Source organism: Paralcaligenes ginsengisoli (genome assembly GCF_054781135.1).
Genome location: NZ_BAAGUZ010000002.1, coordinates 220482 through 237594, shown reverse-complemented (window position 1 = coordinate 237594; position 17113 = coordinate 220482). Strand labels below are relative to the sequence as shown.

Genomic DNA, 17113 nt, shown 5'->3' with positions numbered 1-17113 from the left:
TTCATGCGCAGGGTGTTGATGCATTCGGGCGCTACAGAGGCTAAAGCTGGCGTCAGACCGCGCAAAATTGGCTTCCACAAGATCTGCCTTGTGCATTGCCAGCATGCCGATTACGAAGAGTATGTATCGCCCAGATCCAGATACTGTCGAGCGCGTTCGATGATGGGCAGATCAATCATTTTCCCGTCGAGCTGCGCAGCGCCGTCGCCCTTGGCGCGGCATTGGTCATGGGCATCGACGACTCGCCGCGCCCATTCGATTTGCTCTCGAGACGGTGAAAAACATCGATTCAGAATGGGAACCTGGGCTGGATGAATGGCCACGCTGCCTGTAAAGCCAAGATTCCGCGCCCGCATCGCTTCCCGTTCATAAGCCTTCAGGTTGGCGATTTCTGACACGCTGGCGGCTAATCCCCAGCATTCCAGACCGTGCGCATGCGCCGCAATGGCCACTTGCTGGGCCGGCCAACTCAGTACCTGTGGATCGGGCTCGATTCCCATCAATGTGCAGTAATCTTCCGCACCAAAACCCAAGGAGGACAGCCTCTCGCTGGAGCAGGCAATAGCGGCGGCATTCAACACCGCTCGGGGAGACTCCAGCAACGCCGCGATCAGCATAGGGTTCGACTCCCGTGTTTCCGAGCCTAGGCAATCCAGAGCCTGAGCCAGCGCACGCACCTGTTCCGGGGCGTCTACCTTGGGCAACACTATCATGCTGATGTGGCTTGGGTCCACGTAGGCAAGATCGCGCTTCCAATGCTCCTCGCCCGCATTCACCCTTAGGGCGACAACTGCGCCCTGATCGTGAAGTTGGGCTGCCGCTTCAATTACCGACTCCCTGGCTTCTTGCTTGCGTTCAGGAACAACCGAGTCTTCCAGATCAATAATTATGGCGTCAGCGCCTCGTTGCGCTGCCTTTTGGAGGAATCGCGGCGTTGTCGCGGGTACGAACAGCAAGGAGCGCTTGCTCTTCATTCGCATTCGATCGCTCCTGATCTCGATAATTTTTCAAGATCCTGGTCGCCCAGGCCCATGGCGCGCAGCACTTCGGCCGTATGCTGCCCTCGCCGCGGTGCGGGCAGTCGTAAGGAACCGGGAGTGGCGGATAGTGCGGGAACTACGTTGTGCATGACAACCGGCCCTGCGTCGTTTTGTCCTTGCGATTTCACGTAGACACCCCGCTCGATCACGTGAGTGTCTTGCAATAGCTCTTCTATGTCATACACAGGCCCCACCGTTATTCCTGCGTTCCGAAACAGCTCCAGACAGGAGGCCTGATCGTATCCGCCAATGAATTCCTGCAACATGTCCTCGATCGCTTCATCGTTGTCTAGCCTTGCGGCATTCGTGGAAAATCGCGCCTCATCAAACAAGGCACTTTTTCCAATGATTTCGAATATCCGCCGCGCCATTTTGTCGGTCGAGCCGGACATGCAGACCCACTTCCCGTCTTGGCATTGGTAGACTCCGCGCGGCGATGCGATTTTGAGTCTGGCATCAGGCTTGATACCTGTGCCGGCGTAGTTCGCTGCGTCCGGCCCCATAATGGCAGTCATAGGTTCCAATAAAGACAAATCGATAACCTGGCCTTGCCCACTCCCCACTTCGAGTTCCCGAAGCGCCGCTAACGTGGCGAATGCGCCTGTCAGGCCAGCCACCATGTCGGCCAGAGCCATGTTGGGCAGCAAAGGGGGTTGGCCTTCATGGCCATTTTTTCGCGCATAGCCGCAAAAGCCCTCTATAAGGCTTCCGAAGCCCGGAAGATCGCGGTAGGGTCCGGTTTGCCCCCATCCCGATACCCGGACAATAATCAGGCGCGGGTTGCGGGTATGCAGGAACAATGGCGCCAAACCCATTTTTTCCAAGGTCCCAGGTTTGAAGCTTTCAATCAAGACTTCCGCTTCATCGACAAGGCTCAGAAACACCTTATGCGCAGCTTCGGATCGCAGATTCAAGGCAACGCTGCGCTTGTTTCGCCCATAGACCTGCCACCAGCCATCGAAACCTTCGGGAAACTCCGAGTGTGCATCTTTCCAGTCGCGTAGAGGGTCTCCGGTTCCGATGGCTTCGATTTTCAAAACATCGGCTCCAAAATCGGCCAACTGCAGCGAAAGCATGTTACCGGCTACCAAGCGGCTCATGTCGATGACCCGGATGTTCCTCAAAGGTCCCCGCTTCGTTTCGTCGAAGGCCGTTGATTGCAGCAAGCTGGCGCATCGCTGGTGGGGCACAATCATTCACTCCTTTTCAGATGTATTTGAGTCAGCAATTTGTCCCACGATACGGCGTCTTTTTGGAAATCTTCCGCAAATTCATGGTTCGAAATATTCAACACCTCTGTGTCCAGTTTGGCAAACGAGTCCATGAGTTCGTGATTCTGCAGCGCCTTCGATACCGCCGCATGCAGCCGGTCGATAAGCTCTGCGGGAACGCCTTTCGGACCGAACAGGCCGCCGATCGTGGTTACGGTCAAACCTGGAAAGCCGCTTTCGGATAGAGTCGGTACGTCAGACAAGGACGGCGACCGCTGCGGACCGGTCACGGCCAGCGCGCGCAGCCGTCCCGACTTTATTGCAGCCATCGAGGCGGTCAGGGAGTCGGTACTGAAGAGAACCTGGCCTCCGATCAAATCGGTCAGCGATTGCCCGCTGCCCTTGTAGGGCACATGAGTAGCTGTCAGGCCGGCCTCTTTCAGCAGCAATTCGCTGGCCAGATGCGTCATGGTTCCTTGGCCCGCCGACGAGTACGCAACAGACCCCGCCCTTATCCGGCTCATCAGCTCCGACAGGGTTTTGGGTGAGCCGGGGGAATTGGCCACCAGCACGACAAACTGGGCTCTCATGACTGACGCCACAGGCACGAGATCGGTATAGCGGAACTTTGCATCGGGCAGCATCAGTGGTGCCACAAGAAGCGGCGCCGTCGAACTGAACAGCAGGGTATAGCCGTCGCTCTTGCTGTTTGCGACATACGCATTGCCAATCATTCCCGAAGCGCCGGGGTGATTCTCGACGATGACGCTTTGCCCGAGCTCGTGCCCGAGATATCGTCCAAGAAGCCTTGCCATGATGTCGCTGCCAGAGCCAGGCCCTTGCGAGACCACTATTTTCACGGGCTTGTCCGGCCAGGTCGAGGAAAAAGCGGGGCCAGTCAGGATGGAAGAAAGAAACGCCCCAATGAGAAGGCGCAAAACGGTACGATACATGATGTCTCCATTATTGTGGATTTCCCGAAATATAGGCCCATTTATTTGCTACGTCAAATTTTTCCATGACAAATAAAAAAACTTCCATGAAACGAATTTCGAAATTGACTGCGCTCCCATTGACGAACGTGGAATCGGCCGCTTGTGGACCGACCGACATCCACCCCACCATACCGGACGATCTGATCACATTTCGTATCTCGGTGTTGTCCCAGTTGCTTGCCCGGGTGGTCAATAACTCGGTCAGCCAATCGCAAGGACTCTCTAGCCGGCAATGGCGTTTGCTCGTTACGCTTAGCCGGCTCGGGCGCCCATCCTCGTCGGGCGAGATCGCTCAGTTTTCGCACTTGGACTACAGTCAGGTAAGCCGGGCTGGATATGAACTTTCTCAAAAAGGCTTGGTCACATATACCGCCGACAAGAAAGACAGACGCAAGTCCTTCCTGCATCTGAGCGCGGAGGGCGAGCGGGTGCTTGCCGCGGGACTTTCGGGCACTCTCAACCGTCAGGAGCGTTTGCGAGGCGTCATGACGCAAGAGGAATATCGCTTTCTCGACAAAGCGATACGTGCCTTGACGCTGGAAGCGCAGTCTATGTTGGATGAAACAAAGTCCGACGACGCTGAAGCAGATGGATAGCGAAACGGTGCTGCCTTTAACCTATGTCTAGCCTAAGTTTAAAGTGTCAGACTTCGTGTCGAGCTTCCAAAATGGAAATTAAATGGAGTCGATGTGAACAATTCAACTGCACACGCTTTGAGCAAGGTCCCGGAGGTCACTTTGATCTTCTGGATTATAAAAATCGCCGCTACCACGCTGGGTGAAACGGGTGGTGATTCGGTGACCATGTCCATGAATCTTGGATACCTTGTCGGGACGGCAATTTTTGCGGTAATTTTCCTGATTGCCGTGGCCGCTCAAGTCAATGCAAAGCGCTTTCATCCGTTTCTCTATTGGGCCACGATTATTGCAACGACGACAGTGGGGACCACCTTGGCCGATTTTGCGGATCGTTCCCTTGGAATTGGATATGCGGGGGGATCGTCCTTGCTGTTTATCCTGCTGATGGCGTCACTATTTATTTGGCATCGGTCGCTTGGGACTGTATCGGTCGAGGCCGTCAGCTCTCCAAAAGCAGAGATGTTTTATTGGGTGACGGTCATGTTTTCCCAGACTCTGGGGACTGCGCTAGGCGACTGGACCGCCGACACCGCCGGGCTGGGCTACGAAGGAGGTGCCTTGGTATTTAGCGCCTTGTTGGCACTGATTGCCGTGGCGTACTACCGGACCAGGATATCTCGCACCGCGCTGTTCTGGGCGGCATTCATCCTTACTCGCCCACTTGGAGCGGTGGTTGGCGATTTTCTTGATAAACCGCTCAGCGCCGGTGGCCTGGCGTTGAGCCGTTATTCCGCTTCGGCTGCTCTTTTTGCTTTTATGCTGACCTGCATTTTATTTTTCAGGCAAAGGGCGGCGGCACGGGCTCATTGAAGTGCAGTGTGTGGCCTGCTCGCTTGTTGACACAAGGAATCGAAGAACGAGCTCCGGCCGCCTGGAGAGGTTGCACCGATGCTAAACTGCGCCTTTTCCGCAGCCTTGGCATGCGTCATTCCGACTAGGCAAGTGATTTGACCGAATTCCAGATTGCGCTGGTAGCGCTTACCGTGTTTGTCGCGGCCCTGACCCAGGGCACTACCAGCATGGGTTTTGCATTGATTTCCGCACCGGTGATTGCGTTCGTCGAGCCAGGCCTGCTGCCGGTCTGGCTGTTGATCATGATGGTGCCTTTGAATATTTATGTGGTGCTGCGCGAGCGGCACGCCATCGACTATCACGCTACGCAATGGATCTCGCTGGGACGCATTCTGGGCACATTCGGCGGTGTTTGGATTCTTGTCGCCATTCCCCTGACATGGTTAAGCACGCTGATCGGAATCGCTATTGTTCTTGCGTCGCTGGCGTCGTTCCTGATTCCTGCCTTCAATCCTGGTAAAAAGGCACTGGCAATCGCCGGGGCAATCACAGGTGTTGCGGAAACCGCTACGGGCATTGGCGGCCCGCCGTTGGCGATTGTGTGCCAGCATATGCCGGTAGCCACCTTGCGTGCGACGGTGGCACTGTGCTTCCTGATAGGGCAAATCGTATCGCTGGCAGTACTGGCCTTGAGTGGCCGCACGAACCTGCATCAATTCATGTCGGCGCTGGTCATGATGCCGGCGCTACTGGCCGGCATGTGGGTGAGTCATTTGATCCATCATCGCGTCAACGCAAAAATCCTGCGCAAGGCGGTACTGATCTTTGCGCTGATATCGGGTGCCATTATTTTGCTGCGTGCGTAAGCGCCGTCCATGGCTTGTCCGGGCGTGAGGAAGGGGATAAACCCCAGATGCCCCCGTGAGTCGAGGTCAATATCCATTCCATAAAAAAATAGGGCGCTGATTGCCCCATGTACGTCATAATCTTCCTTCAGAAGGAGGAGTGGAATGGACTTGCGGCAGCTTGAGTGTTTCATCTATGTTGCTGAATTGGGCAGCTTCACGCAGGCCGCCATGGTGCTTGGCGTGGGACAGCCCACGCTAAGCCGGCAGGTGCGACGCCTTGAAGTGGAGCTCAGGCAGACTCTGTTTTATCGCAATGGGCGTGGCGTCAGCCTTACCGAAGCTGGCAAACGTCTGCTGGCACATGGGCGCACGATTCAGATGCAATTTGAACATGCCCGCCACGATGTCGAGGACTCTCGCGGCACCCCTTTGGGGCGTGTGACTATCGGTTTGCCTTATGCGGTAGGACATTCGTTGAGCAGTCCTTTTGTGAAAGAGTTCCGACATCGTTACCCAAAGGCGAACTTGTGTATCACCGAAGGATTGACCGTTCATTTGTACGAATGGTTGCTCCTGGGACGTATTGACATTGCGTTGCTGCACGATCCAGTCCCGTCGCCGAGTCTTGATATTCGTCCTATCCGTGAAGATGATCTACTGGTGTTGGGGTACAAAAAACGTGGAGCGGCGGCAATCGCGCCACCCATCCCGATGCGCAAAGTGGCGGAATTGCCTCTGATCATTCCTTGCCGGCCCCACCCGCTGCGCATGATGGTTGAAACGCGGCTGGCTAATATGGGGCTCAAGCCGACGATTGCACTCGAAATTGACGCGGTGGCAACCATCGTGAAGCTTGTGTCGCAAGGCGAAGGATATGCCATCGCAACGCGGCATGCGGTCGCCATCAGTGATGCCCGGGATCACTTGCTGACCCGTCGTATCACCGCTCCGCACATGAGTAGCGTGTTGGCATTGGCCATGTCCGCCGAACGCCCGCTAACCACGCTGGTGCTTCGAACCAGCGAGCTATTGCAGGAAATTCTGCGTGTGTTGTCACGGGACGCCAATTGAAGCGCGGGCTACGGCGATCGCCTGACACGGCGTGAAAAACACGATTGAAAGAATTTTCATGATATGTTTTTTTGGAATATCAGCTAGGCAGTAATGTCTCTATTCACAAGGCTCGGCTGCGACTAGTATTCATGCGTAGTCGTTAACGCAGCACTAGTCTGCCGGCATGGTGGCAACTCCAATCGTCATCAATCGCAAAAATAGAGGAGGCATTCCAATGAAGATAGATTTTAATCGTGTGCTGGGGATGGTCACTGCAGCTTGTATGGTTGCACTGGGGCTTGCCGCTCCATCGGCCAGCGCGGCTTTCCCCGAAAAGCCGATTACGCTGGTGGTTCCGTTTCCTCCTGGAGGAGCGGTCGATACCTTGGGGCGCATTTTTGCCGATAGCATCAGCACCCAGACGGGCCAGCCCGTGATTGTGGAGAATCGCGCTGGAGCAAATGGCAACATCGGTACGGAGGCGGTTGTCAATGCCGCGCCAAATGGTTATACGGTGCTGCTCGCTGCCAACGGATTGGCAACGAACTCCACAATGTATCCCAAGCGCTCGTTTAACGAAGTCAACGATCTGGCGCTCGTCGCCTACGTGGGATACGCACCACTGATTCTTGTGGTGGCTTATGACTCACCTTTCAAAACTTTTGGCGATCTGATCAAGGCCGCCAAGGCCAAGCCGGATTCGGTATCGTTTGCGACGTCCGGCAATGGCAGTGCGCCTCATCTGGCCTCCGAATTGCTTAGAATCACCACCAAGACGGAAATGCTGAATGTACCGTACAAAGGAGGATCTCCGGCCAAGCTTGATCTGGTTACAGGCCGGGTGTCGTTCATGCTGCTTAATCCATTGGAAGCCATGCCCCAGATAGAAGCCAAGAAGCTGCGAGCCCTCATGGTCGATAGTGTGGAGCGTCTTGCCCAATTGCCTGATGTTCCGACGGCGAAGGATCTGGGCTATCCCGAACTGGAGGCCAAGGTATGGTGGGGATTTGCCGTGCCAAAAGGCACTCCTGTGCAAGCCATCAAGACGCTCAATCTCGACATCAACAAGGCACTGCAAGACAAAAAGGTGCAGGACAAGCTTAAAAAAATGGCCATTACGATTGGAGGAGGCACAACGGCGGAGTTCGAGGCATTTTTCCGTGAACAGGTTTCAAAGTGGGCCCGGGTCGTAAAAACGGCGGGCATCAGTGTCAACAATTGATGCGGTAATGAGCAACGACGCCAATTGGCTGACAGGCCAGTGTTTTGACAACAGAATGGGTTTGGCATGATTATTGATTGTCATGGTCACTATACGACGGCGCCCAAGGCGCTCGGTGATTTCCGTGCTTGGCAGTTCGAAACGTTGAAAAACCCTGAAGGGAGATGGATGGATCCGGGCGTTGTTGTCAGCGACGATGAGATCCGTGAATCCCTGGAGGACAATCAACTCCGCATTCAAAAGGAGCGTGGGGTAGACCTTACCCTGTTCTCTCCCCGTGCGGGCGGGATGGCACACCATGTGGGTGGTGCCAGCATCAGCGAAACATGGACTCGCCATTGCAACGACTTAATACATCGTGCAGTCATGCTCTATCCGGATCAACTTGTCGGTGTGTGTCAACTGCCGCAATCGCCAGGGGTTAGCCCAGCTAATTGCATACCGGAATTGGTGCGTTGTGTCGAAGAGCTCGGTTTCGTGGGTTGCAACATCAATCCGGATCCCACTGATGGGTACTGGACCGATTTACCGCTGGCGCATCGCCATTGGTACCCGTTGTTTGAAAAGCTGGTCGAGCTTGACGTGCCGGCGATGGTACACACGAGTTGCTCGTGCAACCCGAATTTTCACTTTACCGGCGCACACTACTTGAATGGCGACACGACGGCGTTCATGCAGTTCATCGAGTCGGACCTGTTTAGCGATTTTCCCACTCTCAAGTTCATAATTCCGCATGGTGGCGGGGCGGTGCCCTATCATTGGGGGCGCTATCGAGGCCTTGCGCAGAATATGGGCCGCCCACCTTTGGAAAAGCTGATGCGGAACGTGTTCTTTGATACTTGTGTTTATCACCAGCCAGGCATTGAATTGCTGTTGCGGGTTGTTCCTCCCGAAAACATTCTGTTCGCCTCCGAGATCATTGGCGCAGTCAAGGGCGTGGATCCGCAGACAGGATTTAATTACGACGACACCAAGCGCTATATCGATGCGGTGTCTTGGTTGCAGCCTGCCGTGCGCGAGCAAGTAATGGGGGGCAATGCACTGCGCGTCTTCAGCCGTCTTCGGGAGCGATTGCAAAAGCAGGGCCGTTTATCGAGCGTGGCCGTATGAGCCCACAGCCTGGAATGACTTCATGCGGCGGCTTATGGAGTTGGCTCTCGCATTGACTTGAATGTTCAAAAAAATCAAATGCATAGAGACGCACAACTTGGTTGTGCGTTTTTCTTTTCTGGTGGCATGATGCCGCGGCGGCGCCGATTTTCTTTTTGCAACACAGAAAGAAGCGACATGAAACAGCATGCAAGCAGATCGCCTGCCGTTACGGCCGCGCGAGAGGGCGCATCCATGGCTTCGAGTAGGGAACGTATTGCCGTCCTGTGTGGGCGTGCGGGGCTTGTTTGCGGGCCGGCATCGACGTTTTAGTCGGAGTCAATTTGACACGCGCTCTTACAGGAGCTGGCTGGTGCGGGTGGTATAAAAACTTCAAGAGTAGGTGCTTATGCCTAGAATCTTAAAGGAATAAACATGAAAAATTACCATCTGGCTCGTATTACCGGTCTGGTGTTGTGCGCCGGGCTTGCCGCATGCTCTACGCCGCAAGAAGGAAAGAAAGCCAACGAATTGACGCAGAAGACGGTGGAGTACTCATGTTCCGCCCAGGCCCAACAGGCGCTTAGCGTGCAATATACCTTCCAGGGCACTGACGCCGTGACGGCCAAGCTGATCTACAACAACCAGGCTATCGACTTGACCCGCGACACCGGCAGCAAAACCGATATGGTCGGCATTGCCTTTACGGGCAGCGGCTATACCTGGACTACCGATAAATTCACGCTGGACACTGTCGGCCAGGCCAATGGCAATATGCTGACGCAACAAGGCGAGCAGGATGTCAACGGCAAGACTATGCCCGTGAACAATATATTGGCCAAATCCTGCAAGGTCAGACACTAGGCCCAGGCTCCCCCATCGGGCGGCATGATGAGGTGTTTCATTAAGTTTCAGAAGCGTGAACGAAACGGAAGCCGCAAGGTCTTACTCTGAGGCATCGTGGGCGGTGCGTGAAGTTCCCTGGTTTTGGAGCCAATAGTATGAATACCTTGTGCTTGCCGAAAGCCGTATTTGCCGGATGGGTGGCCTTGCGTGCGCTGTGGCGCAAGCTGGCATCCACGGTAATGCTTGCGCTGACGATGCTTGCAACCATGTCCGCGCTTGTTCCCGCGCGGGCGGATGAATTGCTCAGCCCCCCGCAACTGGAGCAACTGGTGGCGCCGGTGGCGTTGTATCCGGATTCGCTGCTGTCGCAAGTGCTGATGGCGTCAACCTATCCACTCGATGTCGTTGAAGCCCAGCGATGGCGTGCGGCGCAACCCAAAAACATGTCCGATCAGCAGCTATCGGCGGCTGTGCAGGGCCAGCCATGGGATCCCAGCGTCAAGTCCCTGACTGCCTTTCCCGATGTCCTGCTTATGATGAGCGACAAGATCGACTGGACGCAGCAATTGGGTGATGCTTTTCTGGGCCAACAGCAAGACGTGATGGATGCGGTGCAGCGCTTGCGGGCGCGCGCCGAGGCGACCGGGCATCTGAGGTCGGGTAGCCGGCAAAGAGTTGTGGTCGGCGACGGCAGTCCGGCCATTATTCAGATCGTGCCGGTGCAGCCCGATATCATTTATGTGCCTACTTACAATCCGCTTGTGGTGTACGGCCCGTGGCCATATCCGGCCTATCGGCCCATTTACTGGTATCCGCCGAACTATTATCCGGCCCCCGGAGTCTTTATTTCTTTTGGCGCCGGCCTGGTGGTGGGTAACGCCTTGTGGGGCCATGTCGATTGGCATCGCCGCGCTGTAAATATCAACATCAATCGTTACAACTATTTTAATCACGCTCATATTGTCAATAATCGCTGGGAGCACGATCCGCGGCATCGCCGGGGTGTGGAATATCGTGATCCGGGGGCTCGCCAGCGATTTGGGCAGAGCGGCCCTTCGGGGATGCGCGCCACCGAGCGCGAGCAGTTTCGCAACCGCGCCGATACGGGGCGCAGGCAGTTGAACGACCCACATAATCGGCAGGATGTACAGCGTGCGATAGAGCGCAGTCAAAATGGCGCTGCGCGGGGAAATGGCCTGGCAACGCCGAATTTGTCGTCTCCTCCACGAGGCGATCGCAATAGCGGCGGTTTCGGAGGCAATGGACGCGATTTGCAGGCGCCCAATGCGCGCAGCCACCGGACTCCCTCCGGGGAGGCGCCCGCCAATATCAATCGCACGCGTCGGCCCGACGCGGGGCCTAACCATTCCGCCACGCCGTTTCGGAATATTTCACAGCCTCCGCCCGCGCGCACTCGAGAAACGCCGCAACGGCCGCAGCAACAACAACGGCCGCAACAACAGCAGCGCCCGCAGCAACAGCAACGACCCCAGCAACAGCAGCGGCCGGCGGCGCAGCAGCGGGAAGAACGGCATTCTCAGGCTGGCGGCGAACGGCCGTCCAGGGGGCGAGGCGAGCATCGGGATGGCGATCGTCGCTGATCGGCGTTCAGCGCCTGTCGCTGCGGCAGGCCAGGGCGGCCATTGCCAGGCAGGCCGCCGCCGCTCCGTACAGAACAAGGGAAGGTGTGACGGGCAGCAGGAAGCCTGCCAGGATGGGCCCTACACCGGCACCTATATCGCGCCAGACCGAGCGGGCAGCCAGGGCATGCACTCTTTGCGGGCCCGGGTACCGATGGGCAACAATAGGCGCAATCAGGGGCAGTTGCAGTGCGCGCAGGATAACCACCGCGGCGGCGCAGACCCATAGCCAACCGGCGCCGAAGCCCACCAATGCAAGCGCTGTCATCAGCGACAGCATGATCAGCATGCGTTCGGGGCCGTACTTCTCGGCCACTTGCCCTCCCACCGGGCTGAGCAGAATTTCCGCCAGATAACGCAAGGCCAATAGCAGGCCGGCAATCAATACCGCTCCGGTAGGCGCGATGCTTTGCCCCAGAAATGAAAGCCCGACAATGAAAAGGCCGTCCAGGACCAGGCCTTCGACGAAGGACCAGATGTCCAGGCTGCCGGGCAGTTTGAAGCGGCGACCTTGCGGCTTGACATGGCCCTGGCCCGCGGGGAGCTTCAATGCCAGCGGGACCGAACACAGTGCGATCAATGCCAGCACCAGGAAGAACGGCCGCGGGGAAAACTGTTCGGCGAAAAAAGCGGAGAGCGGCAGCGCCAGCATGGGTCCCAGGGCAATCAGGGCGCGCGATTGGCCGGTTCTGCGCGAGGCTCCGGTCAGATCGGCCGTTGCGAGCGCCTGCGTGGAAAGGTTCAACGCCGCGTAGGAAAGCCCCCACAGCAGTCGTACTATGACGAGGGCCCAGAAGCCTGAAAAAAACGAGTAGCCCAGGGCGCAAATCGATGCAATGACCGCGGCGATGGTACATGCGGCGCGGTCGCCATGCTTGGCATAAAGTCTGGCCACCGTGCTGTAGCCCGCTATCCGAATCAGCCGATTGGCTGCCAGCAGCATGCCGGCCTCGGCCAGGCTTATACCGAATTGCGACGCATAAATTGGCAACACCAGATAAAGAACGGTATCGGCGGGTAGCGACATGCCCAGCACCAGGGCCGCATTTCGGGAGTTTCTGTCGGTTGATTGTGTGGGGTCGCCACTCATGGATGTCCAGTGCTCACTGGCTGCCAAGTGTCGATGCCGGCCCGACAAGCATCTTTCTTGACGGCCAAACTGGACATTCTACGATAGACCGGTTTCAGGCCGGCTCTAAGCCAGGTTCACCAGCACCTGGCCGTTTTCAACCCGTACCGGATAGCACTTGATATGCTGCGTGGCCGGTGCGCAAACCGCGTGCCCATTGCGTATATCGAATCGGCCCTGGTGCAGCGGGCACTCGATTTCGTGACCGTAAAGAAAGCCGTCGCATAATCGGGCATGGCCGTGCGTGCAGATATTGTCGGTGGCGAAATACTCGCCCTCGGCCTGATAGAGGGCGATTTCGCGCCCGTCCACATTTACGGCCACCACATCGTCGGCGGGCACTTCGGTCGCGGCGATGGCCGGGTTCCAGTTTTCGTCCATGAGGTTCTCAGATGGGATAGATCAGTGAATTCGGGATCATTTCGGTATCGAAGATGCAAAGGCGCGATTCGAACTTCAGGCCGTCGTTGCCGCGCTGGATAATATCGATGTAGCGGCCGACGTTGTACACAATCGATACGCCGTCCGAGCGCGTGCGAAATACCGAGTAATTGGCTTCGGCCTCGATGCGGGAGTCGCTTGTCTTGCCGATTTTCGGCAAGCCGATCACATGGCGCTGGTAATAGGGTTCGTGAAAGATGGTTTCCGTGGCTCCGTAGATGCGGTCCTTGAGCATGCCTTTGCTTTCGAAGGACAGCGTAGCCAATGGATAGCCCCGGTCGTAGTTTTCCCGGGGCTGTACCTTGTAGATGCATTCCTCGGTAAAGAATTCCGGCCATTCGCTCCAACGGTTATTGTCGAGCGCCGAGGCATACTCGGCATAAAGCGATACGACCGCGTAGTAGGTGGGGAAGTCGATCATTTCAGCACTCCATCACTTTGCGCCAGTAGTCGTACATGCCGCGTATCAGGGTTTCGGTCACCATGTGGTCGGTGTTTTCAACCGTGCGGCCCCCCAGTTCGGCAAGCGTGCTGTGCGACGGCTTCTGCCTGAATCCTTCCTGGGAAAATTCGATTACCTCGCCGTCGTCGGCCGATACAAAGCCTCCGGGGCCGAACAGGTTGGCCTGGCGCAACCTGCGGCGCGTCATCTCGGCTGTATCTTCCTCGAAGCCGAAGTGCGTCCAGATGAAGTCGAAGGAGTCGGGGCCTGCGGGCTGAATGTGCCGGGTCGATACCGAATTCACCTGTTGCTGGATGATGACGCTGGGAAACAGGGTAAGCATGACAGCCGTGGGCCCTTTCCACCAGTCTTCCTGCACGACATCGAGCAGACGGTCGTCATGCAGGGTCATCTGCTCCTTGAAGCTGGACACGCCTGCCGTGACGGCTCCTTTGCCGCCCGTACCCCTGGTTGAAATCATGGCCGCGTGGCGGAATTTTTCATCCATTTCCAGCTCGGACTGGTTGTCGGCGCGCCACAGGCCGAAAGTTACGAACCAGGTATGCAGCAGGCCGGGGTGGTAGGGGTCTTTGATGTTTTCCTGCATCAGTTTCCAGTTGCCCGGGATTCTTTGGCGGCTATAGCCCAGGATGGTCAGTTTGCGGCCGTCGAAAACCCGGTCGAAGTAGCCCAGTATGACGGGGCCCAGGTATTCTTCCAGTGATTCGACCGAGTGGTCGAAAGACGCGAAGATCACACCGTTGCGCAGCGCGACCTTGAGCCTGGTCAATCCGTGGTCGCGGGGATCGAAATCGGCCGGCATGCCGCCGTTGATCTTGCCGTTCTGTTTGACCCCGCGGCGAAAAGGCACCCCCAGCAGATTGCCTTTGAGGTCATAGTTCCATTGATGATAGGGGCAAGTGAAGTCCTGGCGATTGCCGGATTTTTCGCGGCAGAACTGCACGCCGCGGTGGGCGCAGACATTTTCGACGACCTGCACTTCCTGGTCGTGGGCGCGCACGAGTATGACCGAGCGTTCGCCGATGGTGGTGCGCTTGAAGTCGCCCGGATTGGGGATTTCGGCTTCCAGGCCCACGTAGTTCCAGTGGGCGGTATAGAAGAAGCGCTCGAGTTCGCGTCGGTATAAGGCGTCGTCGGTATAGGCCCGGAACGGTATTCGGCTGGAGCCCTCTGTGCTCCAGCAAAGCTCAGGGCTGGCTGCGTCGGGAAGTGAGTGCATTGCGGTCTCCGGCATCGTTGTGCTTGTTTGGGAAATAATGCACCATTCAAATCTATTTATAAATAGAATTATGTAAATAATATCTATCACTATTATTAATAATATAAAATCATGGAACTCAAAGACATAGACCTGAATTTGCTGCTTGTCTTCAATGAGCTGCATCGTTTGCGCAGTGTTTCACAGGCGGCTCAGGCACTGGGCCTGTCGCAGTCGGCAATCAGCAATGCGCTGAACCGATTGCGCAAGACGATGGGCGATGAGTTGTTTGTTCGGGTGTCGCGGGGCATGGCGCCCACGCCCTTTGCCGGCGAGCTGGCCGAACCCGTTGCCCAGGCGCTCGGCACAATCTATTCGTCACTTAATACAACGCCTGTGTTCCAGCCTGGAACCAGTACGCGCAATTTCACCATTGCCATGTCCGATATCGGCGAAATCTATTTTCTCCCCGAACTGATGCGGCGATTGGCAAAAACGGCGCCTGGTGTGTCCATCAGTACGGTGCGGGATACCACGACCAGTTTGCGCAATGAAATGGAGAACGGGCAGGTGGATCTGGCGATCGGTTTTTTGCCTGATCTGAACCGCGGTTTTTTTCAGCAAAGGCTGTTCCGCCAGCGCTATGTGTGCGTATTTCGCCGCGGCCACCGTCTGGCCACGAACGGCGTTAGCCTGAAAGCGTTCAAGGCCGCCAGGCGTGTGATGATTGTGGCGGCCGGGACCGGGCACGGCATGGTCGACCAGGCCATACAGCGGGCTGGCCTGGTCGATGACGTGCGTTTGCGCGTACCGCATTTCGTGGCGGTGGGACACATATTGCAAAGCACCGACATGATTGCGGTGGTGCCTCAAGCCTACGCCGAAAGCACGCTCAAGCCTTTCGATCTGATGTTTGCGCCGTGTCCGATCAAGATTCCCGACATCGTCATCAATGTGCTGTGGCACGGCAAGAATCACCGCGAGCCGGGCAATCAGTGGCTGCGCCAATTGATATTCGAAACATTTTCCTTCGGGTCCTGAGCAGGCCCGCGGGCCGGATGGGCTTGACCCTGGCCCGCGTCATTTGCTTGCGATCAGGAAAAGGTGGCCGGCCAATACGTTTTGATCAGCATGATTACCGCGACCAGCGTTGCTATGCCCGAGAAGCCGATTTGCAGCAGGCGAGAGGGAATATGAGGCGAGGCGAGGCGGCCCAGTACCATTCCCGCCACGGCGGCTCCCACAAAGTTCCAGCCCATGCCGGAAATACGGGTTCCGTGCAGGACTATGCCGGCTACCGTGCTCATCGAGACCAGGGCGATCACGGCGAGCGATGTGGCGACGATGCTGTGCATGTCTATATTGGTATAGCGTTTGAAGGCAGGCACGATGATGAAGCCGCCGCCCACTCCCAGCATGCCGGCGAATAGTCCGGTCACGGCCCCTATGCCCGCCAGTGTGGAGGCGCAGCGCCGCGTCCAGTGTAATTTGCCGGTGGTGGGATTGAGCACGCAAGGCTTCAGTTCCGAAGCGCCGGGCTGGACCGGGTTTTTGACCTGGCGGGCCTGCCGGAACATGCGCCAGGCCACCAGCAGCATAATGGCGCTGAACAGCGTCATGAGGAAAAGGTCGGGAATGATATGGGCCAGCGTAATGCCCAGATGCGAGAACAGGGCACCCAGAATAGCCATCAGCAGGGCTGCCTTGTAGCGGACTATTTTCTTGCTCAGGCCGTCGAGGGTGCCGACCAGGGCCGAAATGCCCACGGCCATCAAGGCTACGGGGGCGGCGCTTGTCATGCTGAAACCCAGGCCTACGACCAGGGCGGGTACGGCCAGTATGCCTCCTCCGGCACCCGTCAGCCCCATGACCAGGCCTATAAAAACGCCCAGAAAACTGACTAGGAGCATGGATTTCCCAACCTATGTATACGAACAAGCTCTATTGCAGAATCGATACGGTCGACCATGTAAGTGCAATCTGGAAAGGAAAGAATGTACAGGGAGGAACTATTATAATTATTTTTGGTTATAAATATATACTTAATTGTTATATTGATTGAGCTTTAAACACAACATGGACTTGCCTCTTGCGCAGAACGACCCGTGGCCTCAATATATCAACACCTTTTGTGCCTTACTTCCTAATGAGGTGTTCCATGTTTGCATCGACTCGCGTCTTTCTGGCTGCCACGGCTCTTTGCGGCTTTGTCGCAGCCCCTGTTTTTGCAGCCACGCCAGCCGCATCCGCCGCTCCCACGGCCAAAACGGCTCAGCAGCAGCGCATGACCACTTGCAACAAAGACGCCACCGGGAAAACCGGCGACGCCCGCAAAGCGTTCATGAGTTCCTGCCTGAAAGGCGAAACCGAACCGGCCAAGCCCGCAAACGCGGCGCAGGAACGTATGAAAACCTGCAATGCGGATGCTTCCGCGAAATCGCTCAAGGGCGATGCCCGCAAAGCCTTCATGAGCACTTGCCTGAAGGCCAAATAGCGGTTCCTTGCAAG

18 protein-coding genes are annotated in these 17113 nt (G+C 56.6%); 10 read left to right on the top strand and 8 right to left on the bottom strand.

Annotation, left to right across the window (positions count from 1 at the left end):
* Nucleotides 1-110: 110 nt before the first annotated feature.
* Genes ACYVIS_RS01290 through ACYVIS_RS01280 form a run of 3 tightly spaced genes read right to left on the bottom strand, consistent with a single transcriptional unit; the run spans nucleotide 111 to nucleotide 3204 of the window.
* On the bottom strand, nucleotides 111-980 hold the full coding sequence (locus ACYVIS_RS01290; protein ID WP_460873052.1) for an HpcH/HpaI aldolase/citrate lyase family protein: 870 nt from the start codon (nucleotides 978-980) through the stop codon (nucleotides 111-113).
* Nucleotides 971-2236, bottom strand: coding sequence for a CaiB/BaiF CoA transferase family protein (locus ACYVIS_RS01285; protein WP_460873051.1), 1266 nt, complete (start codon nucleotides 2234-2236; stop codon nucleotides 971-973). The genes ACYVIS_RS01290 and ACYVIS_RS01285 overlap by 10 nt, the downstream gene beginning before the upstream one ends.
* Nucleotides 2233-3204, bottom strand: a complete 972-nt coding sequence (locus tag ACYVIS_RS01280) for a Bug family tripartite tricarboxylate transporter substrate binding protein (protein ID WP_460873050.1) — start codon at nucleotides 3202-3204, stop codon at nucleotides 2233-2235. Before ACYVIS_RS01280 ends, ACYVIS_RS01285 begins: the two co-directional genes overlap by 4 nt.
* Before the next feature lie 86 nt (nucleotides 3205-3290).
* Between ACYVIS_RS01280 and ACYVIS_RS01275 the strand changes: the two genes are divergently transcribed.
* The 8 genes from ACYVIS_RS01275 (at nucleotide 3291) to ACYVIS_RS01240 (ending at nucleotide 11335) form a co-directional block, all read left to right on the top strand.
* Complete coding sequence (locus tag ACYVIS_RS01275; RefSeq protein ID WP_460873048.1) at nucleotides 3291-3842, top strand: MarR family winged helix-turn-helix transcriptional regulator; 552 nt, start codon at nucleotides 3291-3293, stop codon at nucleotides 3840-3842.
* 93 nt (nucleotides 3843-3935) lie between these two features.
* On the top strand, nucleotides 3936-4694 hold the full coding sequence (locus ACYVIS_RS01270) for a COG4705 family protein (protein WP_232742347.1): 759 nt from the start codon (nucleotides 3936-3938) through the stop codon (nucleotides 4692-4694).
* Nucleotides 4695-4831: 137 nt separating this feature from the next.
* A complete protein-coding gene (locus ACYVIS_RS01265; RefSeq protein ID WP_460873047.1) occupies nucleotides 4832-5542 on the top strand; it encodes a sulfite exporter TauE/SafE family protein in 711 nt (236 codons plus the stop codon).
* A gap of 144 nt (nucleotides 5543-5686) precedes the next feature.
* A complete protein-coding gene (locus ACYVIS_RS01260) occupies nucleotides 5687-6595 on the top strand; it encodes a LysR family transcriptional regulator (RefSeq protein WP_460873046.1) in 909 nt (302 codons plus the stop codon).
* A 217-nt stretch (nucleotides 6596-6812) separates the two neighbouring features.
* Nucleotides 6813-7799 carry a Bug family tripartite tricarboxylate transporter substrate binding protein gene (locus ACYVIS_RS01255; protein ID WP_460873045.1) on the top strand — a complete coding sequence of 329 codons (987 nt, stop codon included), beginning with the start codon at nucleotides 6813-6815 and terminating at the stop codon, nucleotides 7797-7799.
* A 66-nt stretch (nucleotides 7800-7865) separates the two neighbouring features.
* On the top strand, nucleotides 7866-8909 hold the full coding sequence (locus ACYVIS_RS01250) for an amidohydrolase family protein (RefSeq protein WP_460873044.1): 1044 nt from the start codon (nucleotides 7866-7868) through the stop codon (nucleotides 8907-8909).
* Between the two features lie 414 nt (nucleotides 8910-9323).
* Nucleotides 9324-9752, top strand: a complete 429-nt coding sequence (locus tag ACYVIS_RS01245) for an ACP-like domain-containing protein (RefSeq protein WP_232742349.1) — start codon at nucleotides 9324-9326, stop codon at nucleotides 9750-9752.
* A gap of 137 nt (nucleotides 9753-9889) precedes the next feature.
* Nucleotides 9890-11335: a DUF3300 domain-containing protein gene (locus tag ACYVIS_RS01240; protein WP_460873043.1), complete on the top strand. Its 1446-nt coding sequence runs from the start codon at nucleotides 9890-9892 to the stop codon at nucleotides 11333-11335.
* A gap of 7 nt (nucleotides 11336-11342) precedes the next feature.
* Here ACYVIS_RS01240 and ACYVIS_RS01235 read toward each other — a convergent pair whose 3' ends face one another.
* From ACYVIS_RS01235 to ACYVIS_RS01220, 4 genes are all read right to left on the bottom strand, one after another.
* Nucleotides 11343-12464 carry an MFS transporter gene (locus ACYVIS_RS01235; RefSeq protein WP_460873042.1) on the bottom strand — a complete coding sequence of 374 codons (1122 nt, stop codon included), beginning with the start codon at nucleotides 12462-12464 and terminating at the stop codon, nucleotides 11343-11345.
* A 105-nt stretch (nucleotides 12465-12569) separates the two neighbouring features.
* Nucleotides 12570-12884, bottom strand: coding sequence for a non-heme iron oxygenase ferredoxin subunit (locus ACYVIS_RS01230; protein ID WP_232742352.1), 315 nt, complete (start codon nucleotides 12882-12884; stop codon nucleotides 12570-12572).
* Nucleotides 12885-12891: 7 nt separating this feature from the next.
* On the bottom strand, nucleotides 12892-13365 hold the full coding sequence (locus tag ACYVIS_RS01225) for an aromatic-ring-hydroxylating dioxygenase subunit beta (protein WP_460873041.1): 474 nt from the start codon (nucleotides 13363-13365) through the stop codon (nucleotides 12892-12894).
* Between the two features lies 1 nt (nucleotide 13366).
* On the bottom strand, nucleotides 13367-14626 hold the full coding sequence (locus ACYVIS_RS01220; RefSeq protein ID WP_460873040.1) for an aromatic ring-hydroxylating dioxygenase subunit alpha: 1260 nt from the start codon (nucleotides 14624-14626) through the stop codon (nucleotides 13367-13369).
* 111 nt (nucleotides 14627-14737) lie between these two features.
* On the opposite strand from ACYVIS_RS01220, the gene ACYVIS_RS01215 reads away from it, so the two are divergent.
* The gene (locus ACYVIS_RS01215; protein ID WP_460873039.1) at nucleotides 14738-15646 is read left to right on the top strand and encodes a LysR family transcriptional regulator; all 909 of its coding nucleotides are present in this window, start codon (nucleotides 14738-14740) and stop codon (nucleotides 15644-15646) included.
* 53 nt (nucleotides 15647-15699) lie between these two features.
* Here the strand turns inward: ACYVIS_RS01215 and ACYVIS_RS01210 are convergent, their stop codons facing one another.
* A complete protein-coding gene (locus tag ACYVIS_RS01210) occupies nucleotides 15700-16515 on the bottom strand; it encodes a sulfite exporter TauE/SafE family protein (RefSeq protein ID WP_460873038.1) in 816 nt (271 codons plus the stop codon).
* A 248-nt stretch (nucleotides 16516-16763) separates the two neighbouring features.
* Here ACYVIS_RS01210 and ACYVIS_RS01205 point away from each other — a divergent pair, with 248 nt between their 5' ends.
* Nucleotides 16764-17099 carry a PsiF family protein gene (locus ACYVIS_RS01205; RefSeq protein WP_460873037.1) on the top strand — a complete coding sequence of 112 codons (336 nt, stop codon included), beginning with the start codon at nucleotides 16764-16766 and terminating at the stop codon, nucleotides 17097-17099.
* Nucleotides 17100-17113: the final 14 nt, after the last annotated feature.

Coding starts and splice junctions, on each gene's coding strand:
- ACYVIS_RS01245 (WP_232742349.1), top strand. CDS start 9,324: ATGAAAAATTACCATCTGGCTCGTATTACCGGTCTGGTGTTGTGCGCC.
- ACYVIS_RS01260 (WP_460873046.1), top strand. CDS start 5,687: ATGGACTTGCGGCAGCTTGAGTGTTTCATCTATGTTGCTGAATTGGGC.
- ACYVIS_RS01285 (WP_460873051.1), bottom strand. CDS start 2,236: ATGATTGTGCCCCACCAGCGATGCGCCAGCTTGCTGCAATCAACGGCC.
- ACYVIS_RS01210 (WP_460873038.1), bottom strand. CDS start 16,515: ATGCTCCTAGTCAGTTTTCTGGGCGTTTTTATAGGCCTGGTCATGGGG.
- ACYVIS_RS01205 (WP_460873037.1), top strand. CDS start 16,764: ATGTTTGCATCGACTCGCGTCTTTCTGGCTGCCACGGCTCTTTGCGGC.
- ACYVIS_RS01290 (WP_460873052.1), bottom strand. CDS start 980: ATGCGAATGAAGAGCAAGCGCTCCTTGCTGTTCGTACCCGCGACAACG.
- ACYVIS_RS01280 (WP_460873050.1), bottom strand. CDS start 3,204: ATGTATCGTACCGTTTTGCGCCTTCTCATTGGGGCGTTTCTTTCTTCC.
- ACYVIS_RS01225 (WP_460873041.1), bottom strand. CDS start 13,365: ATGATCGACTTCCCCACCTACTACGCGGTCGTATCGCTTTATGCCGAG.
- ACYVIS_RS01230 (WP_232742352.1), bottom strand. CDS start 12,884: ATGGACGAAAACTGGAACCCGGCCATCGCCGCGACCGAAGTGCCCGCC.
- ACYVIS_RS01275 (WP_460873048.1), top strand. CDS start 3,291: ATGAAACGAATTTCGAAATTGACTGCGCTCCCATTGACGAACGTGGAA.
- ACYVIS_RS01215 (WP_460873039.1), top strand. CDS start 14,738: ATGGAACTCAAAGACATAGACCTGAATTTGCTGCTTGTCTTCAATGAG.
- ACYVIS_RS01240 (WP_460873043.1), top strand. CDS start 9,890: ATGAATACCTTGTGCTTGCCGAAAGCCGTATTTGCCGGATGGGTGGCC.
- ACYVIS_RS01250 (WP_460873044.1), top strand. CDS start 7,866: ATGATTATTGATTGTCATGGTCACTATACGACGGCGCCCAAGGCGCTC.
- ACYVIS_RS01235 (WP_460873042.1), bottom strand. CDS start 12,464: ATGAGTGGCGACCCCACACAATCAACCGACAGAAACTCCCGAAATGCG.
- ACYVIS_RS01255 (WP_460873045.1), top strand. CDS start 6,813: ATGAAGATAGATTTTAATCGTGTGCTGGGGATGGTCACTGCAGCTTGT.
- ACYVIS_RS01220 (WP_460873040.1), bottom strand. CDS start 14,626: ATGCACTCACTTCCCGACGCAGCCAGCCCTGAGCTTTGCTGGAGCACA.